Raw genomic sequence first — 25,630 nt, forward strand, 5'->3', positions numbered from 1 at the left:
GCCGGCGCGGGGCTGGACTGGCCAGACCCGCTCAGGGCAGGGGTGCGCAAGCGGTGCCGGCCCGCGCCAGCACCGTGGCATCGAGGGCCGCCAGCTGGGCCGGCGTGCCGACGTTCTCCCAGGCGCCGTCGAAGCGCTCGCCGCTGGCCAGCCCGGCTGCCACGGCGGCGCGGTAGTAGGGCGTCATGGCAACTTTCTGGCCAGGCTCGATGGCGGTGAACAACCGGGTGTCGTACAGGCCGATATTGCCGAAGGTCAGGCTCGGCGCCGTAGCCGTTGGCGTGGGCAACAACAGGCCGTCGGCACCGAGCGCAAAATCGCCGTCCGGATGGAACGGCGGATTGGGCACCATGACCAGGTGCATGCGCGGCTCGGGCGCACCGGCCATGGCGCGCGCGCGAGGCAGCAGGGCGCGGAAGTCGTAGTCGGTGAAGATGTCGCCGGACACCGCCAGGAAGATCTCGCCGCGCTCGGGTGCGGCTGACAGCAGCGGCAACGCCTGGGCGATGCCGCCGGCGGTTTCCAGCGCGCTGGGCTCGGCCGAGTACGCCAGGCGCACGCCGAAGCGGTTGCCATCACCGAGCGCCTGCTCGATCTGCTCGCCGAGCCAGGCGTGGTTGATCACGATGTCCTTGAAGCCGGCGCGCGCCAGCGCCTCGATCTTCCAGACGATCAGCGGCTTGCCGCCCACCGGCAGCAGCGGCTTGGGGTGGGCATCGGTCAGCGGGCGCATGCGCTCGCCGCGCCCGGCTGCAAAAATCATGGCTTTCAATGCAGGGTCTCCGGCGCTTATTTCAGCGCGTGGTTCAGCAGGTATGTCAGCGCGATCAGGGTGCCCATGCCGCCAGCGATGGTCCAGCCAATGCTGCGCGTCCTGGCGGCGATGACAATGGCCACAAGCCCGGCTACCAGGCGCGCATTGCCGGGACCGATGTCGACGTGGCCATCGCGCATCAGCAGGTCGGGCGCGATCAACGCCGACAGCATGGCCGCCGGCACGAACTGCAGCGCGGTGCGAAACCACGACGGCAGCCGCACCCGGCCTTCCACGGCAATGAAGGACAGGCGGATCAGGAAGGTGGCGAGGCCGGCGCCGATAAAGACCAGCAGCAGGGTCAGCTGGCTCATGCGGCGGGCTCCGTCGCGGCCGGCTTGCGCTGCCTGCGGTCCTTGCCAAGCAGCAGCATGCCCGCGGCGATTCCGCCCAGCGCCGCGACCATCAGGCCAAGCTTGTGCGGCATGCCGTAGCAGGCCACTGCTAGCGCCGTGGCCGCCAGCGCCGCCGCGGCGTGCGAGCGGCGCTTGATGCCGGGCACGATGATGGCGATGAAGGTGAGCGGCAGGAAGAAATCGAGCGGCCAGTCGCGCGGGATCTGGGCGCCCACCAGCACACCCGCCAGCGTCGAGACCTGCCAGCTGGCCCACAGCGCGAAGCCGGCGCCAAAGAAGAACCAGTGGCGGTAGCGCTTGTGTTCGTCGTCGTCGCTGAGGCGCCGCGTCATGGCGGCGAAGGCCTCGTCGGTCAGCAGGTAGGAGATGAGTGCCTTCCAGCGGCCCGGCAGGTGCGCCAGAGCCGGGGCCATGGTGGCCGAGTACAGCGCATGGCGCAGGTTGACCATGGCGACCGTCACGGCGATCAGCACCGCCGGCGTGCCCGCCGCCCACAGTTGCGTCAGGATCATCTGCGAGGCGCCGCCGAACACGATTGCGCTCATGGCGCAGGCCAGCCATGCGGGCATGCCGGCGTTGACCGCCAGCACGCCATAGATCAGGCCGAACGGCGCCACGCCGAGCAGCATCGGCGCCAGCGCCCGCACGCCTGCCCACCACTCGCCGCCGCGGGTGAGCGTGGCCGTGGGGTCTGCGCCGGATGTCATGGCTGCGCGTCCGGCATGGCTTGCGCCGGCATCAGAACGTGTAGCCGACCGGGCGCTCGACGCCGTCGAGGGCGTCGAACAGGCGTACCAGCCTGCGCAGCTCGATGTAGCGGCCCGCCACCTGGCGCGCGTACTTGAGCACCAGCGGCAGGTTGGCCAGGTAGCCATCCTTGCCGTCGCGATGGTACAGGCGGGCAAAGATGCCGAGCACCTTGAGGTGGCGCTGCAGGCCCATCCACTCGAAATCCCGGTAAAAGTCGCCAAAGTCGGGCGCCACCGGCAGCCCGGCCTTGCGCGCGCGCTCCCAGTAGCGGATCAGCCAGTCGAGCTGCTCCTGCTCGTCCCATTCAATATAGGCATCGCGCCACAGCGACACCGCATCATAGGTAATGGGACCGATCACCGCGTCCTGGAAATCCAGGATGCCGGGATTGGCCTCGCCCTCAAGCACCATCAGGTTGCGCGAGTGATAGTCGCGATGCACATACACCTGTGGCTGGGCCAGGTTGTTGGCCAGCAACGTCTGCATCACTTCGGCCAGCCCGGATTCCTGGTCGGGCGTCAGTGTCACGCCCAGGTGCCGAGCCACGTACCACTGCGGGAACAAGTCGACTTCGCGCTGCAGCAGCGCCCGGTCGTAGGCGGGCAGGGTGCCGGGACGGGTCGCGAGCTGGATCTTCACGAGCGCGGCGGCGGCATCGCCATAGAGGCCGCGCGCGCTGGCCGCGTCCAGCCGGGACAGATACGTGGTGTTGCCCAGGTCGCTGAGCAGCAGGAAGCCTTGCTCGAGGTCCTGCGCCAGTACCTTGGGCACGGTCACGCCGGCGGCGCCGAACAGTTCCGCGACATGGATGAAGGGGCGGCAGTCCTCCTGCGCGGGAGGCGCATCCATCACGATCACGCTCGGATGGTCGGGGTGGCAGGTGCTGGCCCGGAAGTACCGCCGGAAGCTGGCGTCAGCCGATGCGGGGGTACAGGAGTCGGGGTTAACGGACCAGGCCGGACCGAGTCCGGACACCCAGACTTTGAGCTGGTCGAGACGCGGGTCGAGAGGATGTGCTGCCATGCCGGAAAGGGAGAATAGGATGCCCCGTATAATACCCGACCAGACCCGGGCCCCGGGGCGGCTCCCAGGCGGGCCTCCCACAGCCCGACAGCCTGCTTCGGCGGTGGCTGGCGGTTGCTGGGCCGCCGCCGCCGCTCTGACTCATGACCCGCTCGCATGACCGAACAACGACGATCACCGAACCAGAAGGCTAGCAAGACACCGACACGACTCCCCGGCAGCGCGTTGCGCCCGCTCGTGTTGGCGATGGCCGGCTGGTCGGTGGGCGCGCACGCGCAGGCCGTGAGCTCCGCCATTCCCGACCTGCCGGTGGCCGAGCCGGCCGTCGAGGCGGTGCCCGAGGCTGCGCCGGTAGCCGGCAAGCTGGTGCCGCGCCTGGCCGAACCGGGCACGGCCAAGACCAAGACGGCCGAGCCGGACGACAACCCGCCCACCTTTGTCTCGGGCGATCGCATGACCGGCTATAACCAGCGTGGCGTGGAGCTCGAGGGCAACGCCGAGCTGCGCCGCAATGGCGGCGTGGTCAAGGGCGACAAGCTCACCTACGACCAGGACAGCGACGAGGCTTTCGTCCATGGCAATGCCCGCGTCGCCCGCGACGGCTCGCTCTCCGTCGGGCCGGAAGCCCGGCTGCGGGTCGAGGCCAACGAAGGCTACATGCTGTCGCCGGACTACTATTTCCAGCAGACTGGCGGCTCCGGCAAGGCCGAGCGCATCGATTTCATCGACAAGAACCTCAGCACGATCAAGCGCGCCACCTACACGACCTGTTCGCCGGACAACGCGGACTGGTATTTCAGCGCGCGTGAGCTCGATATCGACAGCGACCGCCAGGTGGGCACCGCCTATGGCGGCGTGCTGCGCTTTTTCGACGTGCCGATCATGGCCGCGCCGGTGTTCAGCTTTCCCTTGAACAGCGAGCGCCGCAGTGGGGTGCTACCGCCGCTGTTCGGCTACAGTTCGCGCTCGGGCATGGACCTCACGGTCCCGTATTACTTCAATATCGCGCCGAACCGGGATCTAACGATCTTCCCGCGCTATCTGAGTTCGCGCGGGCCGCAACTAGGCAGCGACTTTCGCTACGTCGGCGATGGCTATAGCGGCCGCCTGCGCGGCGAGTTCCTTCCGGACGATCAAAAGACCAAGACCAATCGCTGGGCTTATTCGGTCCAGCATACCCAGTTGCTCGCCCGTGGCCTTACCGCTTACGTTAATGTAAATAAGGTCTCGGACAACCAGTACCCGGACGACCTCACGCGATCGGTGACGCAGGCGACCCAGAGGCAGTACACGCAGGAGGCAGGCGTTTCCTATGCCTGGCAGGATTTCTCCCTTCTCGCACGCGTGCAGAAGTTCCAGACTCTGACGCCAAGCCAGCCCTCTTACGAGCGCGTGCCGCAGATTAATGGCAAGTATACGCGGTACGACCTGGGCGGTTTCGACGTGCAAGTCGAGACCGATTTCACGCGCTTCCGTATCCCGCTGACCACGGACGGCACGCAGCAACCGGAAGGTGACCGGCTCTTCGTCCAGTCTTCGGTCAGCTATCCGATTGTGCGCCCAGGCTGGTTCATCACGCCCAAGGTGTCGTTCAACGCCACCCAGTACCAGATGGAACCCGGCTCGGTCGCCACCGGCACACCGACCACACTGAACCGCACGCTGCCGACGCTCAGCCTGGACTCGGGCATGACCTTCGAGCGCGATGCGCCGACCGTGAGCCGGCTGTTTGGCGTCAGCTACGTGCAGACGCTTGAGCCACGCCTGTTCTACGTCTACACGCCATTCCGCGACCAGAGCCAGTTTCCGCTGTTCGACACCGTACAGTCCGACTTTGGCTACGGCCAGATCTTCAGCGAGAACCCGTTCACCGGCTATGACCGTATCGCTGACAACAATAAGGTGACAGCGGGCGTGACCACGCGCCTGATCGAGGCAAGCAGCGGGATTGAGCGCTTCCGTGGCACGATTGCCCAGCGTTTCGACCTGACTGGCCAGCGCGTGCAGATCGGCGGTACAGACCCGGTCGGCAAGTCAGGCTATTCCGACCTGCTGGCAGCGACGACCATCCAGCTGTTCAAGGGCTACTACCTCGACGCCGGCATGCAGTACAACCCGGACAGCGATCGGGTGATCTACTCGAACATCGCCTTCTCGTGGCGGCCGGAGCAGCGCAAGACGCTGAATATCGGCTATCGGTACCGGCGCCCGACCTCGGTGACGGACAATTCCGCCATCGACCAGTTCGAGGTTTCGAGCCAGTGGCCGCTGACACAGCGCACCTACGGCATCGGCCGGGTCGCGTTCGACCTGAGCGCAAGCCAGTTGGTGGACGCGCTGGCCGGCTTCGAATACGCAGCGGATTGCTGGGTTGGCCGTGTGGTCTACCAGCGTTTTCGCAATACCACGCAGGGCTACACCGGGCGCATCTTCTTCCAGGTGGAGTTCCGCGGGTTGTCCAAGATCGGTTCCAATCCGCTGGATGTGCTGCGGCTGAACGTGCCGGGTTATGAGCCCGTCCTCGCCAAGCCTGTTATCCCATCCCAGCTCGACCACTATGAATGACGGACCATGATGAAACGTCAAGAATTCAACGCGCGCCCCTCGATGTCTTCCCGCCTGACCGGCTGGCAAAGCCTGCTGTTGACCGCGCTGCTGGCCGCCTTCGCGCTGCCGGCTTCGGCGCAGCTGAAGGCGCCCGGGCAGAAGGCTACCGGCATCTTCCTGCCCCAGGCCGGCGACAGCGCTGCCGCCTCGCCCAGCCAGCCGCGCCTGGGCGTGACGCAGCCGGGCACGAGCGCCCAGCGCTCGCAACTGGTGGACGAGGTGGTGGCGATCGTCAACAACAGCGTGATCACGCGGCGCGAGTTGCTGGACCGCGCCGACGAGATCGAATCGCAGCTGCGCCAGGCCAACCGGCCGGTGCCGGCGCGCGCCGACCTGCTGGGCGAAGTGCTCGAGCGGCTGGTGATGGAGCGGGTGCAGACGCAGGCGGCGCAAGATGCGGGCATCAAGGTGACCGACCAGGAAGTCGATCGCGCCATCGAGTCGGTCGCGCAGCAAAACCACATCAATGCGACCGACTTGCGCAGCCAGGTCGAGCGCAGCGGCATGACCTGGACCAAGTACCGTGACGAGCTGCGCAAGCAGGTCCAGGTGATCCGCCTGCGCGAGCGCGAAGTCGATTCCAAGATCCAGGTCCATGACGGCGAGATCGACAACTATCTCGCCGCCCATGGCGGGCAGGGTGCCGCCGACAGCGGCCCCACCGAATTCAACGTCGCCCAGATACTGGTGCGCGTGCCTGAGGATGCCTCCGAAGCGCAGAAGGCCACCTTGCGCGCCAAGGCCGAAGGCCTGCTCAAGCAAGCCCAGGGCGGCGCGGATTTCGCCCAGCTGGCGCTGGGCTCCGACGGCCCCGAGGCCGCTCAGGGAGGCGCGCTCGGCTTCCGTGAAATCGGTCGGCTGCCGGCGCTGTTTGCCAATGCCGTGCTTGACCTGCAGCCTGGTGGCGTGGCGCCCCAGGTCATCGAGAGCGCCAACGGTTTCCATGTGCTCAAGCTGGTGGCCAAGCGCACCGCGCCGCCGGCAGCGTCGAACCCGGCGGCCAGCGATCGCATCACGCAGACCCAGGTGCGCCATATCCTGATCCGCACCGGCCCCAACATGCCGGAGGCCGAGGCACGCCGCCAGTTGGCCACGCTGCGCGACCGGATCACCCACGGCGGCGACTTTGCCGACGCGGCCAAGCGCTTCTCCCAGGATGGGTCGGCGCAGAACGGCGGCGATCTCGGCTGGGTATCGCCGGGCGAGCTGGTGCCGGAGTTCGAGCAGGCCATGAGCCGCCTGCGCCCGGGCGAGGTGTCCGAGCCCATCGTCACGCAGTTCGGCGTGCATCTGATCCAGGTGCTCAATCGCCGCGAGACCGAGATCACGCCGGAGAAGCAGCGCGACTTTGCCCGCGCGGAGATTCGCGAGCAGAAGGCGCGCGCGGCGTATGAAGACTGGCAGCGCCAGTTGCGCCAGGCCGCCTACGTGGAATACCGCGTCAACCGCCAGCGCTAACCGGAACGCATCGCCACCATGTCCGAGCCGCTCGCGCTAGCCATCACCACCGGGGAACCCGCCGGCATTGGCCCCGACATCACTGTCGGCGCCTTGCTGCAACTTGCCGGCGAGCATCCGCAGGTGCGTTTTCACGTACTTGGCGACGCGGGCCTGCTAGCGGCGCGCGCCGCCGCGCTGGGTGTCGCGCAAGCCTGGGCGCACCGGCTTGCGGATGGCAGCGTGGTGTGCGACGACATCCCTCTGGCCGTGCCTTGCGATGCTGGCCGGCTGGACGCGCGCAATGGCGGCTATGTGCTTGCCTTGCTCGATGCCGCCATCGATGGCTGCATGGGCGGGACCAGCGGCACGCGGCGTTTTGCCGGCATGGTGACCGCGCCCGTGCAGAAGAGCACCATCAACGATGCCGGCGTGTCCTTTACCGGGCACACCGAATACCTGGCCGAGCGCGCCGGCGTGCCGCGCGTAGTGATGATGCTGGCTGGCCCGCAGCCCGCGCATGGCAACGCCATGCTGCGCGTGGCGCTGGCCACCACCCACCTGCCATTGCGTGCGGTGCCCGATGCGCTGACCGTGTCGATGCTGGAAGAAACGCTGGCCATTGTCGACCACGACCTGCGCCGGCATTTCGGTATCGCCCGGCCGCGTATCCTGGTGACCGGCCTGAACCCGCATGCCGGCGAAAGCGGCCATATGGGCCGTGAGGAGATCGATGTGATCATTCCCGCGCTGGCCCATGCCGTGGACGCGGGCATCGATGCCCGCGGCCCGTACCCGGCCGACACGCTGTTCCAGCCCCGCCATCTCGATGGGGCTGACTGCGTGCTGGCGATGTACCACGACCAGGGCCTGGCCCCGCTCAAGTACGGCACATTTGGCCACGGCGTGAACATCACGCTGGGGCTGCCTTTTATCCGCACCTCGGTTGACCATGGCACTGCGCTCGACCTGGCCGCAAGTGGCCAGGCCGAGCACGGCAGCATGATCGAGGCGATCCGCAACGCCATCGCCATGGCCGGCCACGCCAACGGTCGGCCGCGCGCCGCGCCGCTGGTAGCAACACGCTGACGCCCGAGCGAGACCTAACTATGCGTTCCAACGTACACCAGGGCCATGTGGCCCGCAAACGATTCGGACAGAACTTCCTGGTCGATGACGGCATCATCCACGGCATCGTCAGTGCCATCGACCCGCAGCACGGCGACACCCTGGTCGAAATCGGCCCCGGTCTCGGCGCGCTGACCCAGCCGCTGCTGGAGCGCTTGCCGCAGATGCAGGTGGTCGAGCTTGATCGCGACCTGGTAGAGCGCCTGCGCCGCCGCTACGGCGAACGGCTGCTGATCCACGCCGGCGACGCGCTGGCCTTCGATTTCGGCAAGCTGTGCGAAGCCGGCAAGCCGCTGCGCATCGTCGGCAACCTGCCCTACAACATCTCCAGCCCGCTGCTGTTCCACCTGGCCGAGTTTGCCGACCAGGTGCGCGACCAGCACTTCATGCTGCAAAAGGAAGTGGTCGAGCGCATGGTGGCTGAGCCGGGCAGCAAGGCCTTCGGGCGGCTGTCGATCATGCTGCAGGTGCGCTATCACATGGAGCATGTGCTCGATGTGCCGCCGGCCTCGTTCAACCCTCCGCCCAAGGTCGACTCCGCCGTGGTGCGCATGATCCCCTGGCCACGCCAGCCCGATGGCCAGTTGCGCTCTCCGTATCCCGCGTGCAACCTGACGGTGCTTGGCGACGTGGTGGCCGCGGCGTTCTCGCAGCGGCGCAAGGTCCTGCGCAATACACTGTCGATGCTGCGCGACCAGGTCGATTTTGAAGCGCTTGGCTTCGACCTGGCGCGGCGCGCCGAGGAAGTCCCCGTGGCCGAGTACGTCGGCCTGGCGCGCCAGCTTGAAACCCCGGCTACATGATGATGCGCACGACCGGCTCTCGTTCCCATTGGTGGCGCTGCTGAGCGCAGCGGCACGTCGTCATCCCCTGATTCCGACTCCAGCCGCCGCAGCCCGGTTGGCAGCGATCTGTCTGCGCTGACCGGCCCCGAGGCGCTTCTCTTACCCAAGGAAATGCCATGACTAGCGAAACGCAGGCGCCCCAGCGCAAGGTCATCCTCACCGGCGACCGTCCCACCGGCCAGCTTCACCTGGGCCACTACGTTGGCTCGCTCAAGAGCCGCGTGGCGCTGCAGGATACCCACAAGCAATATCTGCTGCTGGCCGACACCCAGGCCATGACCGACAACGCGCACGATCCGGACAAGGTGCGGCGCAACGTGCTGGAAGTGGCGCTCGACTACCTCGCGGTCGGCATCGACCCGGCCAAGACCACCATCACGGTGCAGTCGCACCTGCCCGCGCTGGCCGAGCTGACCCTGATGTACCTGAACTTCGTCACGGTCGCCCGGCTCGAGCGCAACCCGACCATCAAGGAAGAGATCCAGGCGCGCGGCTTCGGCCGCGATATCCCGGCGGGATTCCTGTGCTACCCGGCTTCGCAAGCTGCCGACATCACCGGCTTCAAGGCCACCGTGGTGCCGGTCGGCGAGGACCAGGCTCCCCTGATCGAGCAGACCAACGAGATCGCGCGCCGCATCAACCATCAGGTTGGCCGCGAAGTGCTGCCGGAAGCCGCCGCGCTGATCCCGCGCTTTGGCCGGCTGCCCGGCGTCGACGGCAAGGCCAAGATGAGCAAGTCGCAAGGCAACGCGATTTCGCTGGCAGCCTCGCCCGAGCAGGTCAAGGAAGCGGTCATGCGCATGTACACCGACGCCAACCACCTCAAGGTGTCCGATCCGGGCCAGGTGGAGGGCAATGTGGTGTTTACCTACCTCGACGCGTTCGACGAAGCGGTCGAGGAAGTGGCCGAGTTGAAGGAGCACTATCGGCGCGGCGGCTTGGGTGACATGGTGCTCAAGCGCAGGCTCGATGGCGTGCTGCAAGGGCTGCTGGCGCCGATTCGCGAGCGGCGCGAGGAGCTGGCCAAGGATCCCGCCTCTGTGTTTGACATTTTGAAGCAGGGGACGGAGCAGGCACGGTTGGTGACGCAGGCTACGTTGGATGAAGTGCGGGAGGCGTTGGGGATGTTTAGGTTTTGAGGTTGGGTTTGGTGGGGGCTGCAGCTTCAACTTCAACTTCAACTTTAGCGGCTTAACGTCAAGGTCAAAGGCTGAAAGTCAAAGGCAGTTTCACCTCCCCTGCGGGGAGGCGACCTACTTTCTTGTCTCGCCAAGAAAGTAGGCAAAGAAGCGACCCGGATGGGGCGAAAGACTCCTCGTCGGAAGACAAAAAGAGCGGCCGGGGGCCAAACTCACATCGCCTTAAGGCGATGCTCAGACATGGCCCCCTCGTTTCCGCTCCTTTTGCCTTCCGCCGAGGCGCCCCATAACGGGAGATGAAAACCCCGACGGCTCGCTGCGCATCGCGCTCGGGTGATTGCCGCCTGGGGGCGGCAATCACGGCTACACCGCATGGTGATTTGATGACATCGCTCTCCCACTGGATCGGCCGTGTTTCCCGCCTGGGGGCGGGAAACACCCCTGCGCGATGCGCAGCGAGCCGTGTAGGTTCACCCAGGCCGTATGGGGCGCCTCGGGATTTCACGAAAAGAGCGGAAAAGAGGGACCCATGTCTGAGTATCGCCTTAAGGCGATGCGAGTTTGGGTCCCGGCCGCTCTTTTCGTGAAATCCCGAGGGGGTGTCGCCCCATCCGGCACGCCTTTTTTGCCTACTTTTTTGGCAAGACAAAAAAGTAGGTCGCCGCCCCGCAGGGGTGGTGAAACTGCAGTTGATTTTGCAGTTAAGCCCTTGAATCTGAAGTTGATTTTGCAGTTGCAGTTGCAGCCACCTCCCCACCCAGCCCCTTTACTCCCGCCGATTCACCAAAACAATCCCCCCCAACACCAGCACCGCGGCAATCGCAAACCGCATGCCCACGGCGTCATGCATCAGCACCACGCCAAACGCCACCCCGAACAGCGGCGTCAAAAACGAAAACACCGACAAGCGCGAAGCCAGGTACTGCCGCAGTAGCCAGAACCACGTCAGGTAGCTGGCGAACGCAATCAGCACCGACTGGTAGAACAGGCTGGCCACCACCAAGCCGTCGACGCGCGCATGCAGATGCTGCCCGGCTGCAAGCGCCATGGACAGCAGCATCACCGCAGACACTGCAAGTTGATAGAGCAGCGTCTTGCTGGGCGCTGCCGAAGCCAGCCGGCTGGCGCGCACCACCACCGTGGTAGCGGCCCAGAGCAAGCCGGCCAGGATCCCCAGCGCATCGCCCGGCAACGTGCTGCCGCCATGCGCGGCCGGCGTGGCGATGCCATCGGCAAAGGCCAGCGCCATGCCGCAGAAGGCCAGCCCGACGCCCAACCATTGCCCGCGCCGCAGGCGTTCGCCGGCGACGCTCAGATGCAGGCCGAGTGCGGTAAAGATGGGCGCGGTGTAGAGGAACACCGCCATGCGCGAAGCCGTGGTGTGGCCGAGCCCGACGAAGATGCAGAAGAACTCGGCGCCGAACAGCAGGCCAGCCAGCAGCCCGGCGCCCAGCGTGCCGTCGTGTTGCCACAGCGGCGTGCGGCGCCAGGCGGCAAAGCCGAACACCAGCACGGCTGCCACCGCCGAGCGCACGCCGGCCTGGAGCACGGCGCCCATCAGTGGCGCCGTCGCCTTGATGACCACTTGCTGCAGTCCCCAGGCCACGCACAGGATGACCATCAGCGTGACGGCTGTGCCGTCGAGCGGGCGCCGGCTTGGCAGCGACGCGCTCACCTCAAGGACGGCTGGCGTCGCGCGTGGAATTGCGCTCGATCAGCTCGATCTTGTAGCCGTCCGGGTCTTCGACGAAAGCGATCACCGTGGTGCCGCCCTTGACCGGGCCGGCCTCGCGCACGACATTGCCGCCGGCGGCGCGGATGCGCTCGCACGTGGCTGCCGCGTTATCGGTTTCCAGCGCGATATGGCCGTAGGCGGTGCCCATCTCGTACTTTTCCACGCCGTAGTTATAGGTCAGCTCGAGCACGGCGGTTTCGGATTCCGGGCCGTAGCCGACGAAGGCGAGGCGATATTTGTATTCGGTGTTGTCGCTCTCGCGCAGCAGCTGCATGCCGAGGATGCGGGTGTAGAAGTCGATCGAGCGTTGCAGGTCGCCGACGCGGAGCATGGTGTGGAGGAGTCGCATTTTGGGACAGGCCTGATATTGTCTTGGGATAGGTCGATTATTCTAAACGGGATGGAAGCAATAGGTTTGCCTTGGCACAGGTGTGCCATTTTCCCGTTTTAAATCAAGGGCCCAGCCTAGAACGTGGGCAGCAACTCGGGTGGGTGGGCCCGCAATTGCGCGCGGGCATCACGGAACTCCGGAAAGATCGATGCCACCGTATCCCAGAACCTCGGGCTGTGGTTCATCTCCTTGAGATGCGCCAGCTCGTGGGCGGCCACGTAGTCGATCATCGACAGCGGAAAATGCATCAAACGCCAGTTCAGGCGGATCTTGCCGTCGGCGGTGCAACTGCCCCAGCGCGTGGCGGCGGAGGTCAGCGCAAACGCGCTATGCCGCACGCCGAGCTTTTCCGCGTAGATATCGAGCCGCTGTGCCAGCAGGCGTCGTGCCTGGTGTTGCAGCCAGCCTTGCACGCGATCCTTGATCTGCTGCTCGTCGGCATGCACGGGCAGCGCGAGATGCAGGATGCAGGCCTGGGCATCGAACAGCAGCACGCCGGCGGGAGACTCCAGCTGCAGCGTGATTGGCTTGCCCAGGAAGGGCAGGCTGGCGCCGTCGCGCCATTGCACGGTGGGCAGCACGCGGCGGGCTTCGCGGTGCTGCCATTCGCCCAGCTTGTTGAAGATCCAGCGCTGTTTTTCCAGAATGGCCGACTCGATGTCGGTCAGCGTGACCCAGCGCGGTGCCGTGATGGACAGGCCGCGGTCGTCCACGGTGAAGCCGATGGTACGGCGCGACGAGCGCTTGAGCGTGTAGTGCACGGCGCGCTCGCCCACCAGCAGCCGTCGTGCATTGGGCTGCGGCTGGGGCCAGGGCTGCGCCGCCGGGGAGTTGGGCTGCGCCGGCGCCAACCCGCCTGGCACCATGCCTGGCCCCCTGTCCTCGCCTGCGAGGGCGTCGGACAGCGGCAGCTCCATCTGGGAACCGGGGGAGTCGGGGGTCGGGCGCAGCAATTTCATGCGGGCGTTCTGCTCCGGTAGCTCTCGGCGTCGATTCTACGCATATCTTGTTCGATCCACGCCTCAACCTCTTGATTGACCTGGTCGGCCGTCTTGTTGGCCGAAGAAATCGGCGCGCCGACGGAGACCGTGATCAGGCCCGGGTACTTGAGGAACGAGTTGCGTGGCCACAGGCGGCCGGAGTTGACCGCCATCGGGATTACCCATGCGCCGGTCTCCACCGCAAGGCGTGCGCCGCCACTCTTGTAGCGTGTTTTCTCCAGGCCCGACGGGGTGCGCGTGCCTTCCGGGAACATGATGATCCAGGCGCCTTCGGCCAGCCGCTCGCGGCCCTGGCGCACCGCTGAGGCGAAGGCACGGGTGCCTTCCTTGCGGTTGATGTGCACCATCTTGAGCATGCCCAGCGCCCAGCCGAAAAAGGGCACCATCAGCAGTTCGCGCTTGAACACGAAGCACATCGGCTTGGGCATGGTGGCCAGGTAGGCCACGGTTTCCCACGCCGACTGGTGCTTGGACAGCACCACCACCGGCTTGTCGAGCATGGCATCGAAATGCTCGCGGCCTTCATAGCGGTAGCGGATGCCGCAGATCAGCGCGGCCGCACCGGTCACCAGCCGCGGCCAGCCGCGCACGAAGCGGTAGCGGCGGTCGGCGTTCATGAACGGAAAGACGATGAAGCACGCGCAGGCATAGGGCGGCGTCAGTACCAGGAGGAACAACGCGAACAGCAAGGAGCGGAGAAAAATCATCGGTGCGGGAGTTGGGTTCAGGAACCGGCCTGGCGCGGAGCGCCATCGCCGGTGAGCAGCCAGCGCGCAAAGGCGCGCAGGTCGTCGTGGATCAGCGTGCCGGGCGGCAGGCCGCCCTTTTTCTCGGTCTTGGGGCCTTTGCCGGTCAGCACCAGGTGCGGGGCGCAGCCTACCGCCAGCCCGGCTTCGAGGTCGCGCAGGGAGTCGCCCACCAGCGGCACGCCCTTGAGCTCGACGCCGAAGCGCTCAGCCAGCTGCTCAAGCATGCCGGGCTTGGGTTTGCGGCAATCGCAGCCATCCGCCGCCGTATGCGGGCAGAAGAAGACCGCGTCGACGCGCCCGCCCAGGTTGGCCAGCGCCTTGTGCATCTTCTCGTGCATGGCGTTGAGCGCGCTCATCTCGAACAGGCCGCGGCCGATGCCGGACTGGTTGCTGACGATCACCACGCGATAGCCGGCCTGGTTGAGCGCCGCGATTGCTTCCAGGCTTCCATCGATGGGGATCCATTCGTCCGGCGTCTTGATGAACTGGTCGCTGTCGAGGTTGACGACCCCGTCGCGATCGAGCACGACAAGCTTGGGCGGTGTCTGCGGCATGATGGCTTCCGGTTGTGGTGCCGGGCCGCTTACGCGGCCAGCTTGGAGATGTCGGCCACGCGATTGGCCAGCACATGCAGCGAGGCCAGCAGCGCGAGCCGGTTGGCGCGCAGTTGCGGGTCTTCGGCCATCACCATGACATCGTTGAAGAACTGGTCGACCGCTTCGCGCAGCTGCGCCAGGTCGCGCAGCGCGGTGGCGAAGTCGCCATTGGCGAAGGCGGCATCCACTTGCGGACGCACGCTTTCCACCGCCTTGTGCAGCGCGCTTTCGGCGGCTTCCTGGAGCAGGGCCGGCTGCACCGTACCCACGGGCTCGGTGTTCTTGCGCAGGATGTTGGTGATGCGCTTGTTGGCTGCGGCCAGCGCCTCGGCCTGGGGCAGGGCGGCAAAGGTACGCACCGCTTCCAGGCGGGCCAGGATATCGTCCAGGCGCTGCGGGCGCAGGCTCACCACGGCTTCGACCTCATGGGTGGTGTAGCCCTTGTCCTTCAGGTAGCCGCGCAGGCGGTCGTACAGGAAATCGGCAATCGCGGCTTGCGCCGGCTTGACCGCGGCAATGCCGGCGAAGGCTTGCTGGGTGAGTTCCAGCAGCGCGTCGATCGACAGCGGCAGCGGGGTTTCGACCAGCATGCGCAGGATGCCCAGCGCGTGGCGGCGCAGCGCGAACGGGTCCTTCTCGCCGGTGGGCGACAGGCCGATGCCCCAGATGCCGACCAGCGTTTCCAGCTTGTCGGCCAGCGCCACGGCCAGGCTCACCGGGCTGCCCGGCAGGGCGTCGCCGGCAAAGCGCGGGCGGTAGTGCTCCGAGCAGGCCAGCGCCACGCTCTGCGCTTCGTCGTCGTGGCGCGCGTAGTACGTGCCCATGGTGCCTTGCAGTTCCGGGAATTCGCCCACCATGTCGGTCAGCAGGTCGGCCTTGGCGAGTTCGGCCCCACGCATGGCGGCAGCCTTTTCCACGGCAATGCCGGCTGCGCCCAGCGCGTCGGCGATGTGTCCGGCGATCTGCTGCAGGCGCTGCACGCGGTCAAGCTGCGTGCCGATCTTGTTGTGATAGACCACGTTGGCCAGTTGCGGCACGCGCGAGGCAAGGGTCTTCTTGCGGTCCTGGTCGAAGAAGAACTTGGCGTCCGCCAGGCGCGGGCGCACGACGCGCTCGTTGCCGCTGATGATGGACTCCGGCGTATCGGTGGCCAGGTTGGAAACCACCAGGAAACGGTTGCGCAGGTGGCCCGCGGCATCGGTCAGCGCAAAGTACTTCTGGTTGGTCTGCATGGTCAGGATCAGGCATTCCTGCGGCACCTCGAGGAAGACCTCCTCGAAGTGGCAAGGATAGACCACCGGCCATTCCACCAGTGAGTTGACTTCGTCGAGCAGCGCATCGGGCATCACGACCTGGTCGGCGCCCGCTTGCTCCAGCAGCGCGGTGCGGATGCGTTCGCGGCGATCCGCGTAGCTGGCCAGCACGTGGCCTTGCGACGCCAGCACGGCGGCGTATTCGCCTGCATGCGCGATCTCGATCTCACCGCTGGAGAGGAAGCGGTGGCCGCGCGTGGTCCGGCCCGCTTGCAGCCCCAGCACGCTGAGCGGCACCACCTCGGTGCCAAGCAGTGCGATCAAACCGTGCGCGGGACGCACGAAATGCACCGTGCTGCCGTCCGGGCGCTGGTAGCTCATCACCTTGGGGATGGGCAGCTTGGCGATGGTGTCGTCCAGCGCTGCCTGCAGCCCCGCGCCCAGTTCGGCGCCGCGCGCGGTGTAGCGGTAGAAGAAGGCCTCGGCCTTGCCATCGGAGGCGCGTTCCAGGGTTTGCCAGTCGATTGCCTCGACGCCCACCGATTTGGCCAGGGCGGCCAGTTTCTTGGCCAGCGGGGCGGTGGGCTGGCCGCTGGCGTCCAGCGCCACGGTCAGCGGCAGCACTTTCTCGCGCTGCTCGCGGTCTGGCGCGTTACGGCGCACTTTGGTGACCAGCGCAGCCAGCCGGCGCGGCGTGGCGAACGCGGTCACGGCGGCACCGTCACCTACCAAGCCACGCTCGGAGAGGCCGGCGAAGAGGCCCTGCGCGAAGGCGTCGCCCAAGCGTGCCAGCGCCTTGGGCGGCAGCTCTTCGGTGAGCAGTTCGATCAGCAGCGTATCGTTCGAATCGGTCAGGAGTTGCGACATGAATCGTTTCCAACAAGTTGTGGCACGCGCTGCGTTTTAGCAGCGCGGTGCAATAGTAGGTTCTACGCCGGACAACAGCCACAGGCCGTTTTGCTGGCGAAATTGCAGCGTGGTTGCTACGCACTGCGTGTCTGCGCTGGTGCCATTGGTGCCGCCGCTTGCGCTGCCGCCACGGCCACCGGGGGCGGGACGGGGCGCGAAGAAGCGGGCATCGAGGCGGCGCAGCCGCTTGTCGTAGCGGATCTCGTCGATGCGCCCGCTCACCCAGAAGTCGATCCTGGGCGGCAGCTGCGCGGCCGAGTAGTACGTCTTGATCTGCCTGCGCACCCGCCCGTTGACCGTCTCGGTCTCAACCCACGAGAGCGGGTAGCGGATCGCGCTTTCATAGGCGCGCAGCGGCACGCGGTGCCAGCCCAGGTCCTTGGAGCCCGAGAGATCGCACGAGAACGTGCGCACCAGCTGGGTCCATTGGTCCAGCGAGTTGTTCGGGCCGAAAGCGCCATGCCAGTGCCGGTCGATCGCCTGCTGCAGGGCCTGCGGATTGGCCTCGCACACATTGGACAGGTCGGCCGGCAGGTACAGCACCTGTGGGCTCGGCATCGGCGCGGTGGCCTGGGCGGCGCCATGCGCCCCCAAGGCCAGCAGTGCCAGGGCAGCGCCTCGGCATAGCGCGCTGCGCGCTGCGCGGGTCATGCGGTGGCCTCGCGGTCGCACATCGGGAAGCCGAGCGACTCGCGCGAGTCGTAGTAGGCCTGGGCCACCAGCCGCGACAGGTTGCGGATGCGGCCGATGTAGGCCGCGCGCTCGGTGACCGAGATCGCGCCGCGCGCATCCAGCAGGTTGAACGTGTGTGCGGCCTTGAGCAGTTGCTCGTAGGCCGGCAGCGCCAGGCGCTTGGCGACTTCGGTCGGTGCACCCTGCTGCGTGGCTTCGGCGCCACCCATCAGGCGCTTGGCCTCGGACTCGTACTCAGCGAAGTGGCGGAACAGGATCTCGGTGTTGCTCTGCTCGAAGTTGTAGGTGGATTGCTCCACTTCGTTCTGGTGATAGACGTCGCCATAGGTCAGGCGGCGCGTCTTGCCGTTTTCTTCCCACTCGGTCCACACCAGGTCATAGATGTTCTCGACCTTCTGCAGGTACATCGCCAGGCGCTCGATGCCGTAGGTGATCTCGCCGGTAATGGGCTTGCAGTCGATGCCGCCAACCTGCTGGAAGTACGTGAATTGAGTGACTTCCATGCCGTTGAGCCAGACTTCCCAGCCCAGGCCCCAGGCGCCGAGGGTGGGGTTCTCCCAGTCGTCCTCGACGAAGCGGATGTCGTTTTGCTTAAGGTCCAGGCCCAGCGCTTCCAGCGAGCCGAGGTACAGCTCCAGGATGTTCTCGGGTGCTGGCTTGAGCACCACCTGGTACTGGTAGTAGTGCTGCAGGCGGTTGGGGTTCTCGCCATAGCGCCCGTCCTTGGGGCGGCGCGACGGCTGCACATAGGCGGCTCGCCACGGTTCCGGGCCGATCGCGCGCAGGAAGGTGTGCACGTGCGAGGTGCCAGCGCCGACCTCCAGATCGATAGGTTGCAAGAGTGCACAACCCTGCCGGTCCCAGTAGGCCTGCAAGGTGAGGATCATTTGTTGGAAGGTCAGCATAGGCGAAGACTAGTAAGGGCCTGCACGCAGGCCAGCAAGCAAGGGCGGACGGCGTGGCGGCAAAGTTGCCGCGGCGCCTCACGAAGATCGTGCCAAACCCTGAATTCTATCGGTTTTTTTGCCGCCGCCAGCCATCGGCACGGCCCTTGCATACGTCAGGGCGTCCAATCCCGCCCGCGGGGCTGGCATGTGGTGTCGGCGTTTTGCAACGAATCGGGTAAACACCGAAGGGTGCTAAAGGCCTGCCGGATACTGGCCGTTAGTGTTTTTGTATACAGTATTAGGCAGAGCTGTGCATAACAGCCGCAACCGTTTGAATCAATCCAGTTACGGGGACACCGGTCATGTCGCTACTTTCTCGCAAGCCTTATCTCGTCGCCATTGCCGTGATGATTGCCGCCGCCCTGCTCTCGGCCGTAGCGGCGTCGGCCTGACGACAGGCCTGGCGATGGGGCCGGCGCAGGCCGGCCCGGACTATCGTCAGCCTTGCCGGCGGCGGCGCCAGGCCGCCAGTGCCAGCACCAGCAGGCATGCCGCCAGCGCCGGTACATTGCCCCAACGCACGTAGGGGGTGAAACCCTGCGTGCCCTGCACATTGGCGGTGAGCGTGCCGACGGTGAAGGTCGGCAGTTGTTCCGCCACCACCCCGTCCGGCGTCACCACGGCCGTCATGCCGGTATTGGTCGAGCGCAGCATCGGCCTGCGCGTTTCCAGCGCGCGCATGCGCGAGATCTGCAGATGCTGGTCCAGCGCGATGGTGTCGCCAAACCACGCCAGGTTGGTCACGTTGGCCAGGATATTGGCCGGCACCTTCTGGCTGCGCAGGGTCTCGGCGATTTCCTCGCCGAACAGATCCTCGTAGCAGATGTTGGGTGCCACCAGGATGCCGCGCACCGGCAGCGGCGTCTGGTCCAGCCCGCCGCGGCGGAAATCCCCCAGCGGCATCTTCATCATGTTGACGAACCAATGAAAGCCGAAGGGGATGAACTCGCCGAACGGCACCAGGTGGTGCTTGTTGTAGCGGTACAGCCGCTCGGTCAGCGGGCCCAGGCCAAAGACGCTGTTGGTGAAATCGACCGGCGAATCCGCGCCGGCGGCGCCGAACAGCACGGTGGTGCCGCTAGCCACGGTGAAGTCGCGCACCGCGATGGCGATGTCCACCGGCAGGTCCTGCAAGATCACCGGGAACGCCGTCTCCGGCGTCACGACCAGATCGGCCGGGGCGGCGGTGATCAGGTCACGATAAAGCTCGAGCGAGCGCTGCACGCCGACCGGCTCGAACTTGATGTCCTGCGCCACGTTGCCTTGCAGCAGCCGCACCGAAATGGGCTTGCCGGCAGGCGTGGTCCAGGCGATCGGCACCAGCGCGGTGCCTGCCAGCGGCAGTGCCACGGCGGCCGCCAGGGCGATTGCGCCGGCACGCATGCCATGCGGGTTGGCGCGCTCATCGCGACCACGGCCAAAGCCACGCGCGGCGGCCACCAGCAAGGCGGCCACGGTCGCGGCCAGCGCGCCGATGCCATAGACGCCCACCAGCGGCGCGAAACCGGCCAGCGGGCCATCGGTATGAGCGTAGCCGCTCGACAGCCACGGAAAGCCGGTGAAGACCACGCCGCGCAGCCACTCCGACAGCCCCCAGGCCGCCCCAAAGGCGAGTGGCGCGAGCAGCGCCAATGCGGTTGTCCGCGTACGGCGGGCGGTCAGCCAGTGCCACGTGGCGGCGGCCAGTGCCGGGTAGAGCGAGAGGAAGGCGCCGAACAGCAGCACGGCTAGCATCGCCATCCACGCCGGCATCTCGCCATAGACGTGCATGCTGATATAGAGCCACCAGATGCCGGAGAGGAACCAGCCGAGGCCGAAGGCGTAGCCGGTGGCGGCCGCGTCACGGGCGCGCGGCGCATCGGCGACCAGTGCCACCAGCCCCGCCAGCGCCAGCAGTTGCAGCCACCACCAGGTGTGCGGCGCGTAGGCCTGGGTATGGGCCACACCCAGCACGGCAGCCAGCAGCAGGCGGGGCAGGCTCGCGCCGCGCGCGTCGTCGCGTCCGGCGCTGGCGGCGCCGGACCATGCCTGGACAACGCGCTTCATACGCCGTCCACGTCGGGCGGGGTGAGCGGGGCCTCGCGGCGCACCAGCATCAGGTGCGCCTGGCGGGCGTCGGCACGCAGGACTTCGAAGCGCATCGGCGGCAACACCACCACTTCGCCGCGATGCGGCACGTGACCCAGGTGGTTGCTCAGCAAGCCGCCCACGGTATCGACGTCGTGATCCGAGAATTGCGTGCCGAAGGTTTCGTTGAACTGCTCGATTTCGGTCAGTCCATGCACGCGCCAGCTGCCATCGGGCAACTGCACGATGTTGTCGTGGTCTTCGTCGAGGTCGAATTCATCCTCGATGTCGCCCACGATCTGCTCCAGCACGTCTTCAATGGTGACCAGCCCGGCGACGCCGCCGTACTCGTCCACCACCATGGCGATGTGGTTGCGGTTGATGCGGAAGTCGCGCAACAGGATATTGAGGCGCTTGGACTCGGGAATGAACACCGCCGGGCGCAAGGTCTCGCGCAGGTCGAACTCCTCATCGGTGTAATACCGCAAGAGGTCCTTGGCGAGCAGGATGCCGATGATGTTGTCGCGGCTGCCTTCATAGACCGGAAAGCGTGAGTGCGCTGTCTGCCGCATGAAGGGAATGAAGCTCTCCGGCGCATCGGCGATATTGACGGTGTCCATCTGGCCACGGGGGACCATGATGTCGCGCGCGGTGAGCTCGGATACCTGGAACACGCCTTCGATCATGGAAAGCGAGTCGGCGTCGATCAGGTTGCGCGCATGCGCATCCTGGAGCACCTCAAGCAATTCGGCACGGGAGTCGGGCTCCGGAGAGATGAAATCCGAGAGCCGTTCGAGCAGGGATCGGGGACGGTCGGCTGACTTCGAACTGGGATAAGGGTCGTTCATGGCGCGACGAGCGCGGGGTGGATATCGGTTGAAGGATACACTAAAAGGGTTTGGGGGCTGGGATAGGGGAGGTTTGGCGGGGATTGAAATGACAACAAGTTGGCTTCCGTTGCTTAGTGACAAGGGCAACTGCAACTGCTTAACGTCAACTTCAACGGCAGTTTCACCACCCCTGCGGGGCGGCGACCTACTTTTTTGTCTCGCCAAAAAAGTAGGCAAAAAAGGCGCCCCATACGGCCTGGGTGAACCTTCACGGCTCGCTTCGCATCGCACACGGGTGTTTCCCGCCTGGGGGCGGGAAACACGGCCGACCCAGTGGGATCAAATCACCATTCGGTGTAGCCGTGATTGCCGCCCCCAGGCGGCAATCACCCGAGCGCGATGCGCAGCGAGCCGTCTGGGTTTTCATCTCCCGTTATGGGGCGCCTCGTCGTCGGGCGAAAAGAGCGGAAACGAGGAGGCCATGTCTGAGTATCGCCTTAAGGCGATGCGAGTTTGGCCTCCGGCCGCTCTTTTCGCCCGACGACGAGGAGTCTTTCGCCCCATCCGGGTCGCTTCTTTGCCTACTTTCTTGGCGAGACAAGAAAGTAGGTCGCCTCCCCGCAGGGGAGGTGAAACTGCCTTTGACTTTCAGCTTCTGACCTTGAAGTCGCAGGTTAGAAGTCAGTATGGCTCCACCCGGCGGCAGGTCACACAGCTACACCTAGTCTTTGATCTTGACGTTGCCGTCCACCAGATAAGGATCCGGGAAGCCCAGCGCTTGCAGCGTTTCCGCCTCGATGGCTTCCATCTCTTCCGCTTCGCCATCTTCCTCGTGCTCGTAGCCTTGCGCATGCAGGACGCCGTGCACGATCAGGTGTGCGTAGTGCGCTTCAAGCGACTTTTTCTGCTCGCGGGCTTCCTGCTCCACGACCGGGCAGCACAGGACGATGTCGCCGCTGACCGGGTCGGACTCGTGCTCGGCATAGGCGAAGGTCAGCACATTGGTCGCGTAGTCCTTGCCGCGGTAGCTGCGGTTCAGGCTGCGGCCTTCTTCCTCGCCGACGAAGCGGATGGTCAGCGTCGCATCGGCGTACAGCGCTGACTTGGCCCAGGTCTGGACCTTGCGCTGGGTCGGCAGGCCGCGCTGTCCCTTGATGCCTTCGCCATATTGCAGTGCCAGTTCCAGGGATGGCGGCGTGGCGGGGGTGCCGGTGGTGGTGACCGTAGGCGTGGCGGTAACGGCGACCGACAAGGCGTCGTGGTTGTCCGGGCGTACCAGCAGGCCGGCCTGCTGGCGGTCGTCGGTGTGCTCGGCCAGCAGCGCGACTACGCCGTCGGCGGCTTGTGACAGGTCCACGGTGATGCTGCGGCCGTCAGGCAGCTGCACGCGCAGGGCGTGTGCCTGGGTCTTGCGCGCACGGCCTTCGGCGTCGAACAGGATCAGGCTGGCGGGGGAGGAGGATTTTGTGTTCACGATTGGGCGGTTGATCAAGCGTCTCGATGTTGAGCGTGATATTCGTCATAGGCATCGACGATGCGCGCCACCAGCGGGTGTCGCACTACGTCGGTGCTGGTAAAGCGGGTCATGGCCACGCCGCGCACTTCACGCAGCACGTGCTGGGCTTCCACCAGCCCGCTCTTCTGCCCGCGTGGCAGGTCGATCTGGGTGGTGTCGCCGGTGATGACCGCCTTGGAGCCAAAGCCGATCCGGGTCAGGAACATCTTCATCTGCTCGGGCGTGGTGTTCTGCGCCTCGTCCAGGATGATGAAGGCGTGGTTCAGCGTGCGCCCGCGCATGTAGGCCAGCGGCGCGACCTCGATCATCTGGCGCTCGAACATTTTCTGCGTGCGGTCGAAGCCGAGCAGGTCGTAGAGCGCGTCGTACAGCGGCCGCAGGTAAGGATCGATCTTCTGCGCCAGGTCGCCGGGCAGGAAGCCCAGGCGCTCGCCGGCTTCCACCGCCGGTCGCGTCAGCACGATGCGCTTGACCGAGTCGCGCTCGAGCGCGTCCACGGCGCAGGCCACCGCCAGGTAGGTCTTGCCGGTGCCGGCCGGGCCGATGCCCAGAGTCAGGTCGTGCGCCAGCACGTTGCGCAGGTAGTCGCGCTGCATGGGCGTGCGCCCGTGCAGGCCCGCGCGGCGCGTATGCAGCACGGGGGATTCGTCATCGTCGCTTCCGGTATCCGCGCTTGCGCCGTCGGGCACATAGCCGCCGTGCGCGGCGACCTGGCGCGCCTCGACCAGGCCGAGCTGCACGTCGTCGATCGACAGCGCGGTGCGGGCGTTGTTGTAGAAGCGCTCAAGGGCCGCCGCGGCGTCGCGGGCGTAGGCGCCGCGCACGGTCATGCGATGGCCGCGGCGCTGGATGGTGACGTCGAGCGCTTGCTCGATCTGGCGCAGGTTCTCGTCAAGCGGCCCGCACAGGTTCTGCAGGCGGGCGTTGTCGTCCTTGGGGGCGACGAATTCGGCTGAAGGGATTTTCATCTGGGTACGAGTGGCTGCATCAGGCTGCATCGGGCGTGGGTTACTGGCGCACGATGATTTCGCCGCGCAGCGAATGCGGGAAGGCTTCGGTAATGGCCACGTCCACCATTTCGCCGACCATACGGTCGCGCCTGGCCTGGGGCACGCCGGGCAGCGCGAAGTTCACCACGCGGTTGTTCTCGGTGCGGCCGTGCAGCTCGGTCGGATCCTTGCGTGCCGGGCCTTCCACCAGGATGCGCTGCACCGAGCCGACCATGCCTTTGCTGATGCGCTGCACGTTTTCCTCGATGGTGGCCTGCAGATGCTGCAGGCGCCGTAGCTTGACCTCGTGCGGCGTGTCGTCGGCCAGGTTGGCCGCCGGCGTGCCGGGGCGCGGGCTGAAGATAAACGAGAACGAAGTGTCGTAGCCGATCTCCTCGATCATCGCCATCAGCTTGTCGAAGTCCGCCTCGGTCTCGCCGGGGAAGCCGATGATGAAGTCGGATGACAGCGACATGTCCGGGCGCAGCGCGCGCAACTTGCGGATGATGCTCTTGTATTCCAGCACGCTGTAGCCGCGCTTCATCGCCATCAGGATGCGGTCTGAAGCGTGCTGCACCGGCAGGTGCAGGTGGTTGACCAGCTTCGGGCAGCGCTCGTACATCTCGATCAGGCGCGGCGTGAATTCCTTCGGGTGGCTGGTGGTGTAGCGGATGCGCTCGATGCCGGGGATCTCGGCCACGTATTCGATCAGCAGCGCGAAGTCGGCGATCTCGCTGGTGCCGCCCATGGCGCCGCGATACGCGTTGACGTTCTGGCCCAGCAACGTGACTTCGCGCACGCCTTGCCCGGCCAGCCCGGCGACTTCCGCCAGTACGTCCTCGAACGGGCGGGAGACTTCCTCGCCACGGGTATAGGGCACCACGCAGTAGCTGCAGTACTTGGAGCAGCCTTCCATGATGGAGACAAAGGCGCTCGGGCCATCCACACGTGCCGGCGGCAGGTGGTCGAATTTCTCGATTTCGGGAAAGGAAATGTCCACCTGCGAGTGGCCGGTCTGCTGGCGGCGGGTGATCATGTCAGGCAGGCGGTGCAGCGTCTGCGGGCCGAACACCACGTCGACATAGGGCGCGCGCTTGACGATGGCGGCGCCTTCCTGGCTCGCCACGCAGCCGCCCACGCCGATCACCAGGTCCGGCTTGACGGCCTTGAGCGCCTTCAGGCGGCCCAGTTCGGAGAACACCTTCTCTTGCGCCTTCTCGCGCACGGAGCAGGTGTTGAAGAGGACGACGTCCGCTTCTTCCAGCGTGTCTGTCTTCTCCATGCCCTGGGTGGCATGGAGCATATCGACCATCTTGTCCGAGTCGTACTCGTTCATCTGACAGCCGTAGGTTTTGACGAAGACTTTTTTCATGGTGCCGATCTCAGTGGTTGACCTGGGGGCATCAGGGTTTCATGGGGACGAAAGACATCCGGGCCTCGGCGTGCCGCCGCGCCCCGGACTACGACTATTGCGCTGCTTTTTGTTCCTGCTCGGTCAGCACCCAGGCCGTCAGCAACTGGCCGTAGAGGTCGAGCTTGAACCGCACCGGCAGCTTCTGGCCGGCCACCGCCCCGATGGGCAGCAGCTGGTTATCCGTGCCAAACAGCCGCAGGCCCGGCGCCACGCCAACGGTCTTGCCGTCCAGCGTGGCCGACTGCGGCGCGCTGGGCGACTGCGCGGCGAGCACCAGCTTGGCCCTGGCGGCGTCCGCGGGGATCACGCGCAACGCCTGCTGCGCATACGCCGTTGCCGGCAGCAGCGCGGCAGGCAAAACAAGCGATGCAGCTAGCAAGGTGGCCCGGACCAAAGCGAAAAGGGCAGGGCGCGCGGCACGGTTGGCTGGCATGGAGGCTC

At 66.1% G+C, this 25,630-nt stretch carries 23 protein-coding genes; 5 read left to right on the plus strand and 18 right to left on the minus strand.

Features of this window, described 5'->3' with window-relative positions:
• Positions 1-31: 31 nt before the first annotated feature.
• From murU to RR42_RS02765, 4 genes are read right to left on the minus strand one after another with little or no spacing between them, the layout of a single operon-like run.
• Positions 32-772 carry an N-acetylmuramate alpha-1-phosphate uridylyltransferase MurU gene (gene murU, locus RR42_RS02750; protein WP_043343740.1) on the minus strand — a complete coding sequence of 247 codons (741 nt, stop codon included), beginning with the start codon at positions 770-772 and terminating at the stop codon, positions 32-34.
• A gap of 17 nt (positions 773-789) precedes the next feature.
• Positions 790-1,128, minus strand: a complete 339-nt coding sequence (locus tag RR42_RS02755) for an AzlD domain-containing protein (protein WP_043343742.1) — start codon at positions 1,126-1,128, stop codon at positions 790-792.
• On the minus strand, positions 1,125-1,877 hold the full coding sequence (locus RR42_RS02760) for an AzlC family ABC transporter permease (RefSeq protein ID WP_043343744.1): 753 nt from the start codon (positions 1,875-1,877) through the stop codon (positions 1,125-1,127). The genes RR42_RS02755 and RR42_RS02760 overlap by 4 nt, the downstream gene beginning before the upstream one ends.
• A 31-nt stretch (positions 1,878-1,908) precedes the next feature.
• The gene (locus tag RR42_RS02765) at positions 1,909-2,943 is read right to left on the minus strand and encodes an aminoglycoside phosphotransferase family protein (RefSeq protein WP_043343747.1); all 1,035 of its coding nucleotides are present in this window, start codon (positions 2,941-2,943) and stop codon (positions 1,909-1,911) included.
• Between the two features lie 156 nt (positions 2,944-3,099).
• Here RR42_RS02765 and RR42_RS02770 point away from each other — a divergent pair, with 156 nt between their 5' ends.
• The 5 genes from RR42_RS02770 to trpS all read left to right on the plus strand — a co-directional run bounded on the left by RR42_RS02770 (position 3,100) and on the right by trpS (position 10,099).
• On the plus strand, positions 3,100-5,508 hold the full coding sequence (locus RR42_RS02770; protein ID WP_043343750.1) for an LPS-assembly protein LptD: 2,409 nt from the start codon (positions 3,100-3,102) through the stop codon (positions 5,506-5,508).
• 9 nt (positions 5,509-5,517) lie between these two features.
• Positions 5,518-7,008, plus strand: coding sequence for a peptidylprolyl isomerase (locus tag RR42_RS02775; RefSeq protein WP_043351242.1), 1,491 nt, complete (start codon positions 5,518-5,520; stop codon positions 7,006-7,008).
• Positions 7,009-7,026: 18 nt separating this feature from the next.
• The gene (gene pdxA, locus RR42_RS02780; RefSeq protein ID WP_043343755.1) at positions 7,027-8,076 is read left to right on the plus strand and encodes a 4-hydroxythreonine-4-phosphate dehydrogenase PdxA; all 1,050 of its coding nucleotides are present in this window, start codon (positions 7,027-7,029) and stop codon (positions 8,074-8,076) included.
• A 20-nt stretch (positions 8,077-8,096) separates the two neighbouring features.
• Positions 8,097-8,918 carry a 16S rRNA (adenine(1518)-N(6)/adenine(1519)-N(6))-dimethyltransferase RsmA gene (rsmA, locus tag RR42_RS02785; RefSeq protein ID WP_043343757.1) on the plus strand — a complete coding sequence of 274 codons (822 nt, stop codon included), beginning with the start codon at positions 8,097-8,099 and terminating at the stop codon, positions 8,916-8,918.
• A 158-nt stretch (positions 8,919-9,076) separates the two neighbouring features.
• The gene (gene trpS, locus RR42_RS02790) at positions 9,077-10,099 is read left to right on the plus strand and encodes a tryptophan--tRNA ligase (protein ID WP_043343760.1); all 1,023 of its coding nucleotides are present in this window, start codon (positions 9,077-9,079) and stop codon (positions 10,097-10,099) included.
• Positions 10,100-10,865: 766 nt separating this feature from the next.
• On the opposite strand, the gene RR42_RS02795 is transcribed toward trpS, so the two are convergent.
• The 14 genes from RR42_RS02795 to RR42_RS02860 form a co-directional block, all read right to left on the minus strand.
• On the minus strand, positions 10,866-11,720 hold the full coding sequence (locus tag RR42_RS02795) for a DMT family transporter (RefSeq protein WP_052494739.1): 855 nt from the start codon (positions 11,718-11,720) through the stop codon (positions 10,866-10,868).
• A gap of 55 nt (positions 11,721-11,775) precedes the next feature.
• On the minus strand, positions 11,776-12,183 hold the full coding sequence (gene gloA, locus RR42_RS02800; protein WP_006162781.1) for a lactoylglutathione lyase: 408 nt from the start codon (positions 12,181-12,183) through the stop codon (positions 11,776-11,778).
• A 116-nt stretch (positions 12,184-12,299) separates the two neighbouring features.
• Positions 12,300-13,184, minus strand: coding sequence for a M48 family metallopeptidase (locus tag RR42_RS02805; RefSeq protein ID WP_043343764.1), 885 nt, complete (start codon positions 13,182-13,184; stop codon positions 12,300-12,302).
• Complete coding sequence (locus RR42_RS02810) at positions 13,181-13,933, minus strand: lysophospholipid acyltransferase family protein (protein WP_043343766.1); 753 nt, start codon at positions 13,931-13,933, stop codon at positions 13,181-13,183. The genes RR42_RS02805 and RR42_RS02810 overlap by 4 nt, the downstream gene beginning before the upstream one ends.
• Before the next feature lie 17 nt (positions 13,934-13,950).
• On the minus strand, positions 13,951-14,529 hold the full coding sequence (gmhB, locus tag RR42_RS02815) for a D-glycero-beta-D-manno-heptose 1,7-bisphosphate 7-phosphatase (RefSeq protein WP_043343769.1): 579 nt from the start codon (positions 14,527-14,529) through the stop codon (positions 13,951-13,953).
• Between the two features lie 29 nt (positions 14,530-14,558).
• Positions 14,559-16,691 (minus strand): glycine--tRNA ligase subunit beta, encoded by a 2,133-nt coding sequence (gene glyS / locus RR42_RS02820; RefSeq protein ID WP_043343773.1) that lies wholly within the window; start codon positions 16,689-16,691, stop codon positions 14,559-14,561.
• Between the two features lie 36 nt (positions 16,692-16,727).
• Positions 16,728-17,384 carry a hypothetical protein gene (locus RR42_RS02825; protein ID WP_043343775.1) on the minus strand — a complete coding sequence of 219 codons (657 nt, stop codon included), beginning with the start codon at positions 17,382-17,384 and terminating at the stop codon, positions 16,728-16,730.
• Complete coding sequence (gene glyQ / locus RR42_RS02830) at positions 17,381-18,331, minus strand: glycine--tRNA ligase subunit alpha (RefSeq protein ID WP_043343780.1); 951 nt, start codon at positions 18,329-18,331, stop codon at positions 17,381-17,383. Before glyQ ends, RR42_RS02825 begins: the two co-directional genes overlap by 4 nt.
• Positions 18,332-18,811: 480 nt before the next feature.
• Entirely contained in the window at positions 18,812-20,419 is a 1,608-nt protein-coding gene (lnt, locus tag RR42_RS02835; protein ID WP_043343784.1) for an apolipoprotein N-acyltransferase, read from the minus strand.
• Entirely contained in the window at positions 20,416-21,288 is an 873-nt protein-coding gene (locus tag RR42_RS02840; RefSeq protein ID WP_043343787.1) for an HlyC/CorC family transporter, read from the minus strand. Before RR42_RS02840 ends, lnt begins: the two co-directional genes overlap by 4 nt.
• 703 nt (positions 21,289-21,991) lie before the next feature.
• Positions 21,992-22,744, minus strand: a complete 753-nt coding sequence (gene ybeY, locus RR42_RS02845; protein WP_419188870.1) for an rRNA maturation RNase YbeY — start codon at positions 22,742-22,744, stop codon at positions 21,992-21,994.
• A 14-nt stretch (positions 22,745-22,758) separates the two neighbouring features.
• Positions 22,759-23,754 carry a PhoH family protein gene (locus tag RR42_RS02850; RefSeq protein ID WP_043343789.1) on the minus strand — a complete coding sequence of 332 codons (996 nt, stop codon included), beginning with the start codon at positions 23,752-23,754 and terminating at the stop codon, positions 22,759-22,761.
• 40 nt (positions 23,755-23,794) lie between these two features.
• The gene (gene miaB / locus RR42_RS02855; RefSeq protein WP_043343790.1) at positions 23,795-25,147 is read right to left on the minus strand and encodes a tRNA (N6-isopentenyl adenosine(37)-C2)-methylthiotransferase MiaB; all 1,353 of its coding nucleotides are present in this window, start codon (positions 25,145-25,147) and stop codon (positions 23,795-23,797) included.
• A gap of 94 nt (positions 25,148-25,241) precedes the next feature.
• Positions 25,242-25,622 carry a hypothetical protein gene (locus RR42_RS02860; protein ID WP_043343793.1) on the minus strand — a complete coding sequence of 127 codons (381 nt, stop codon included), beginning with the start codon at positions 25,620-25,622 and terminating at the stop codon, positions 25,242-25,244.
• Positions 25,623-25,630 lie beyond the last annotated feature (8 nt).

Origin of the sequence: Cupriavidus basilensis, from assembly GCF_000832305.1 — a bacterium.
GTDB lineage: Bacteria > Pseudomonadota > Gammaproteobacteria > Burkholderiales > Burkholderiaceae > Cupriavidus > Cupriavidus basilensis_F.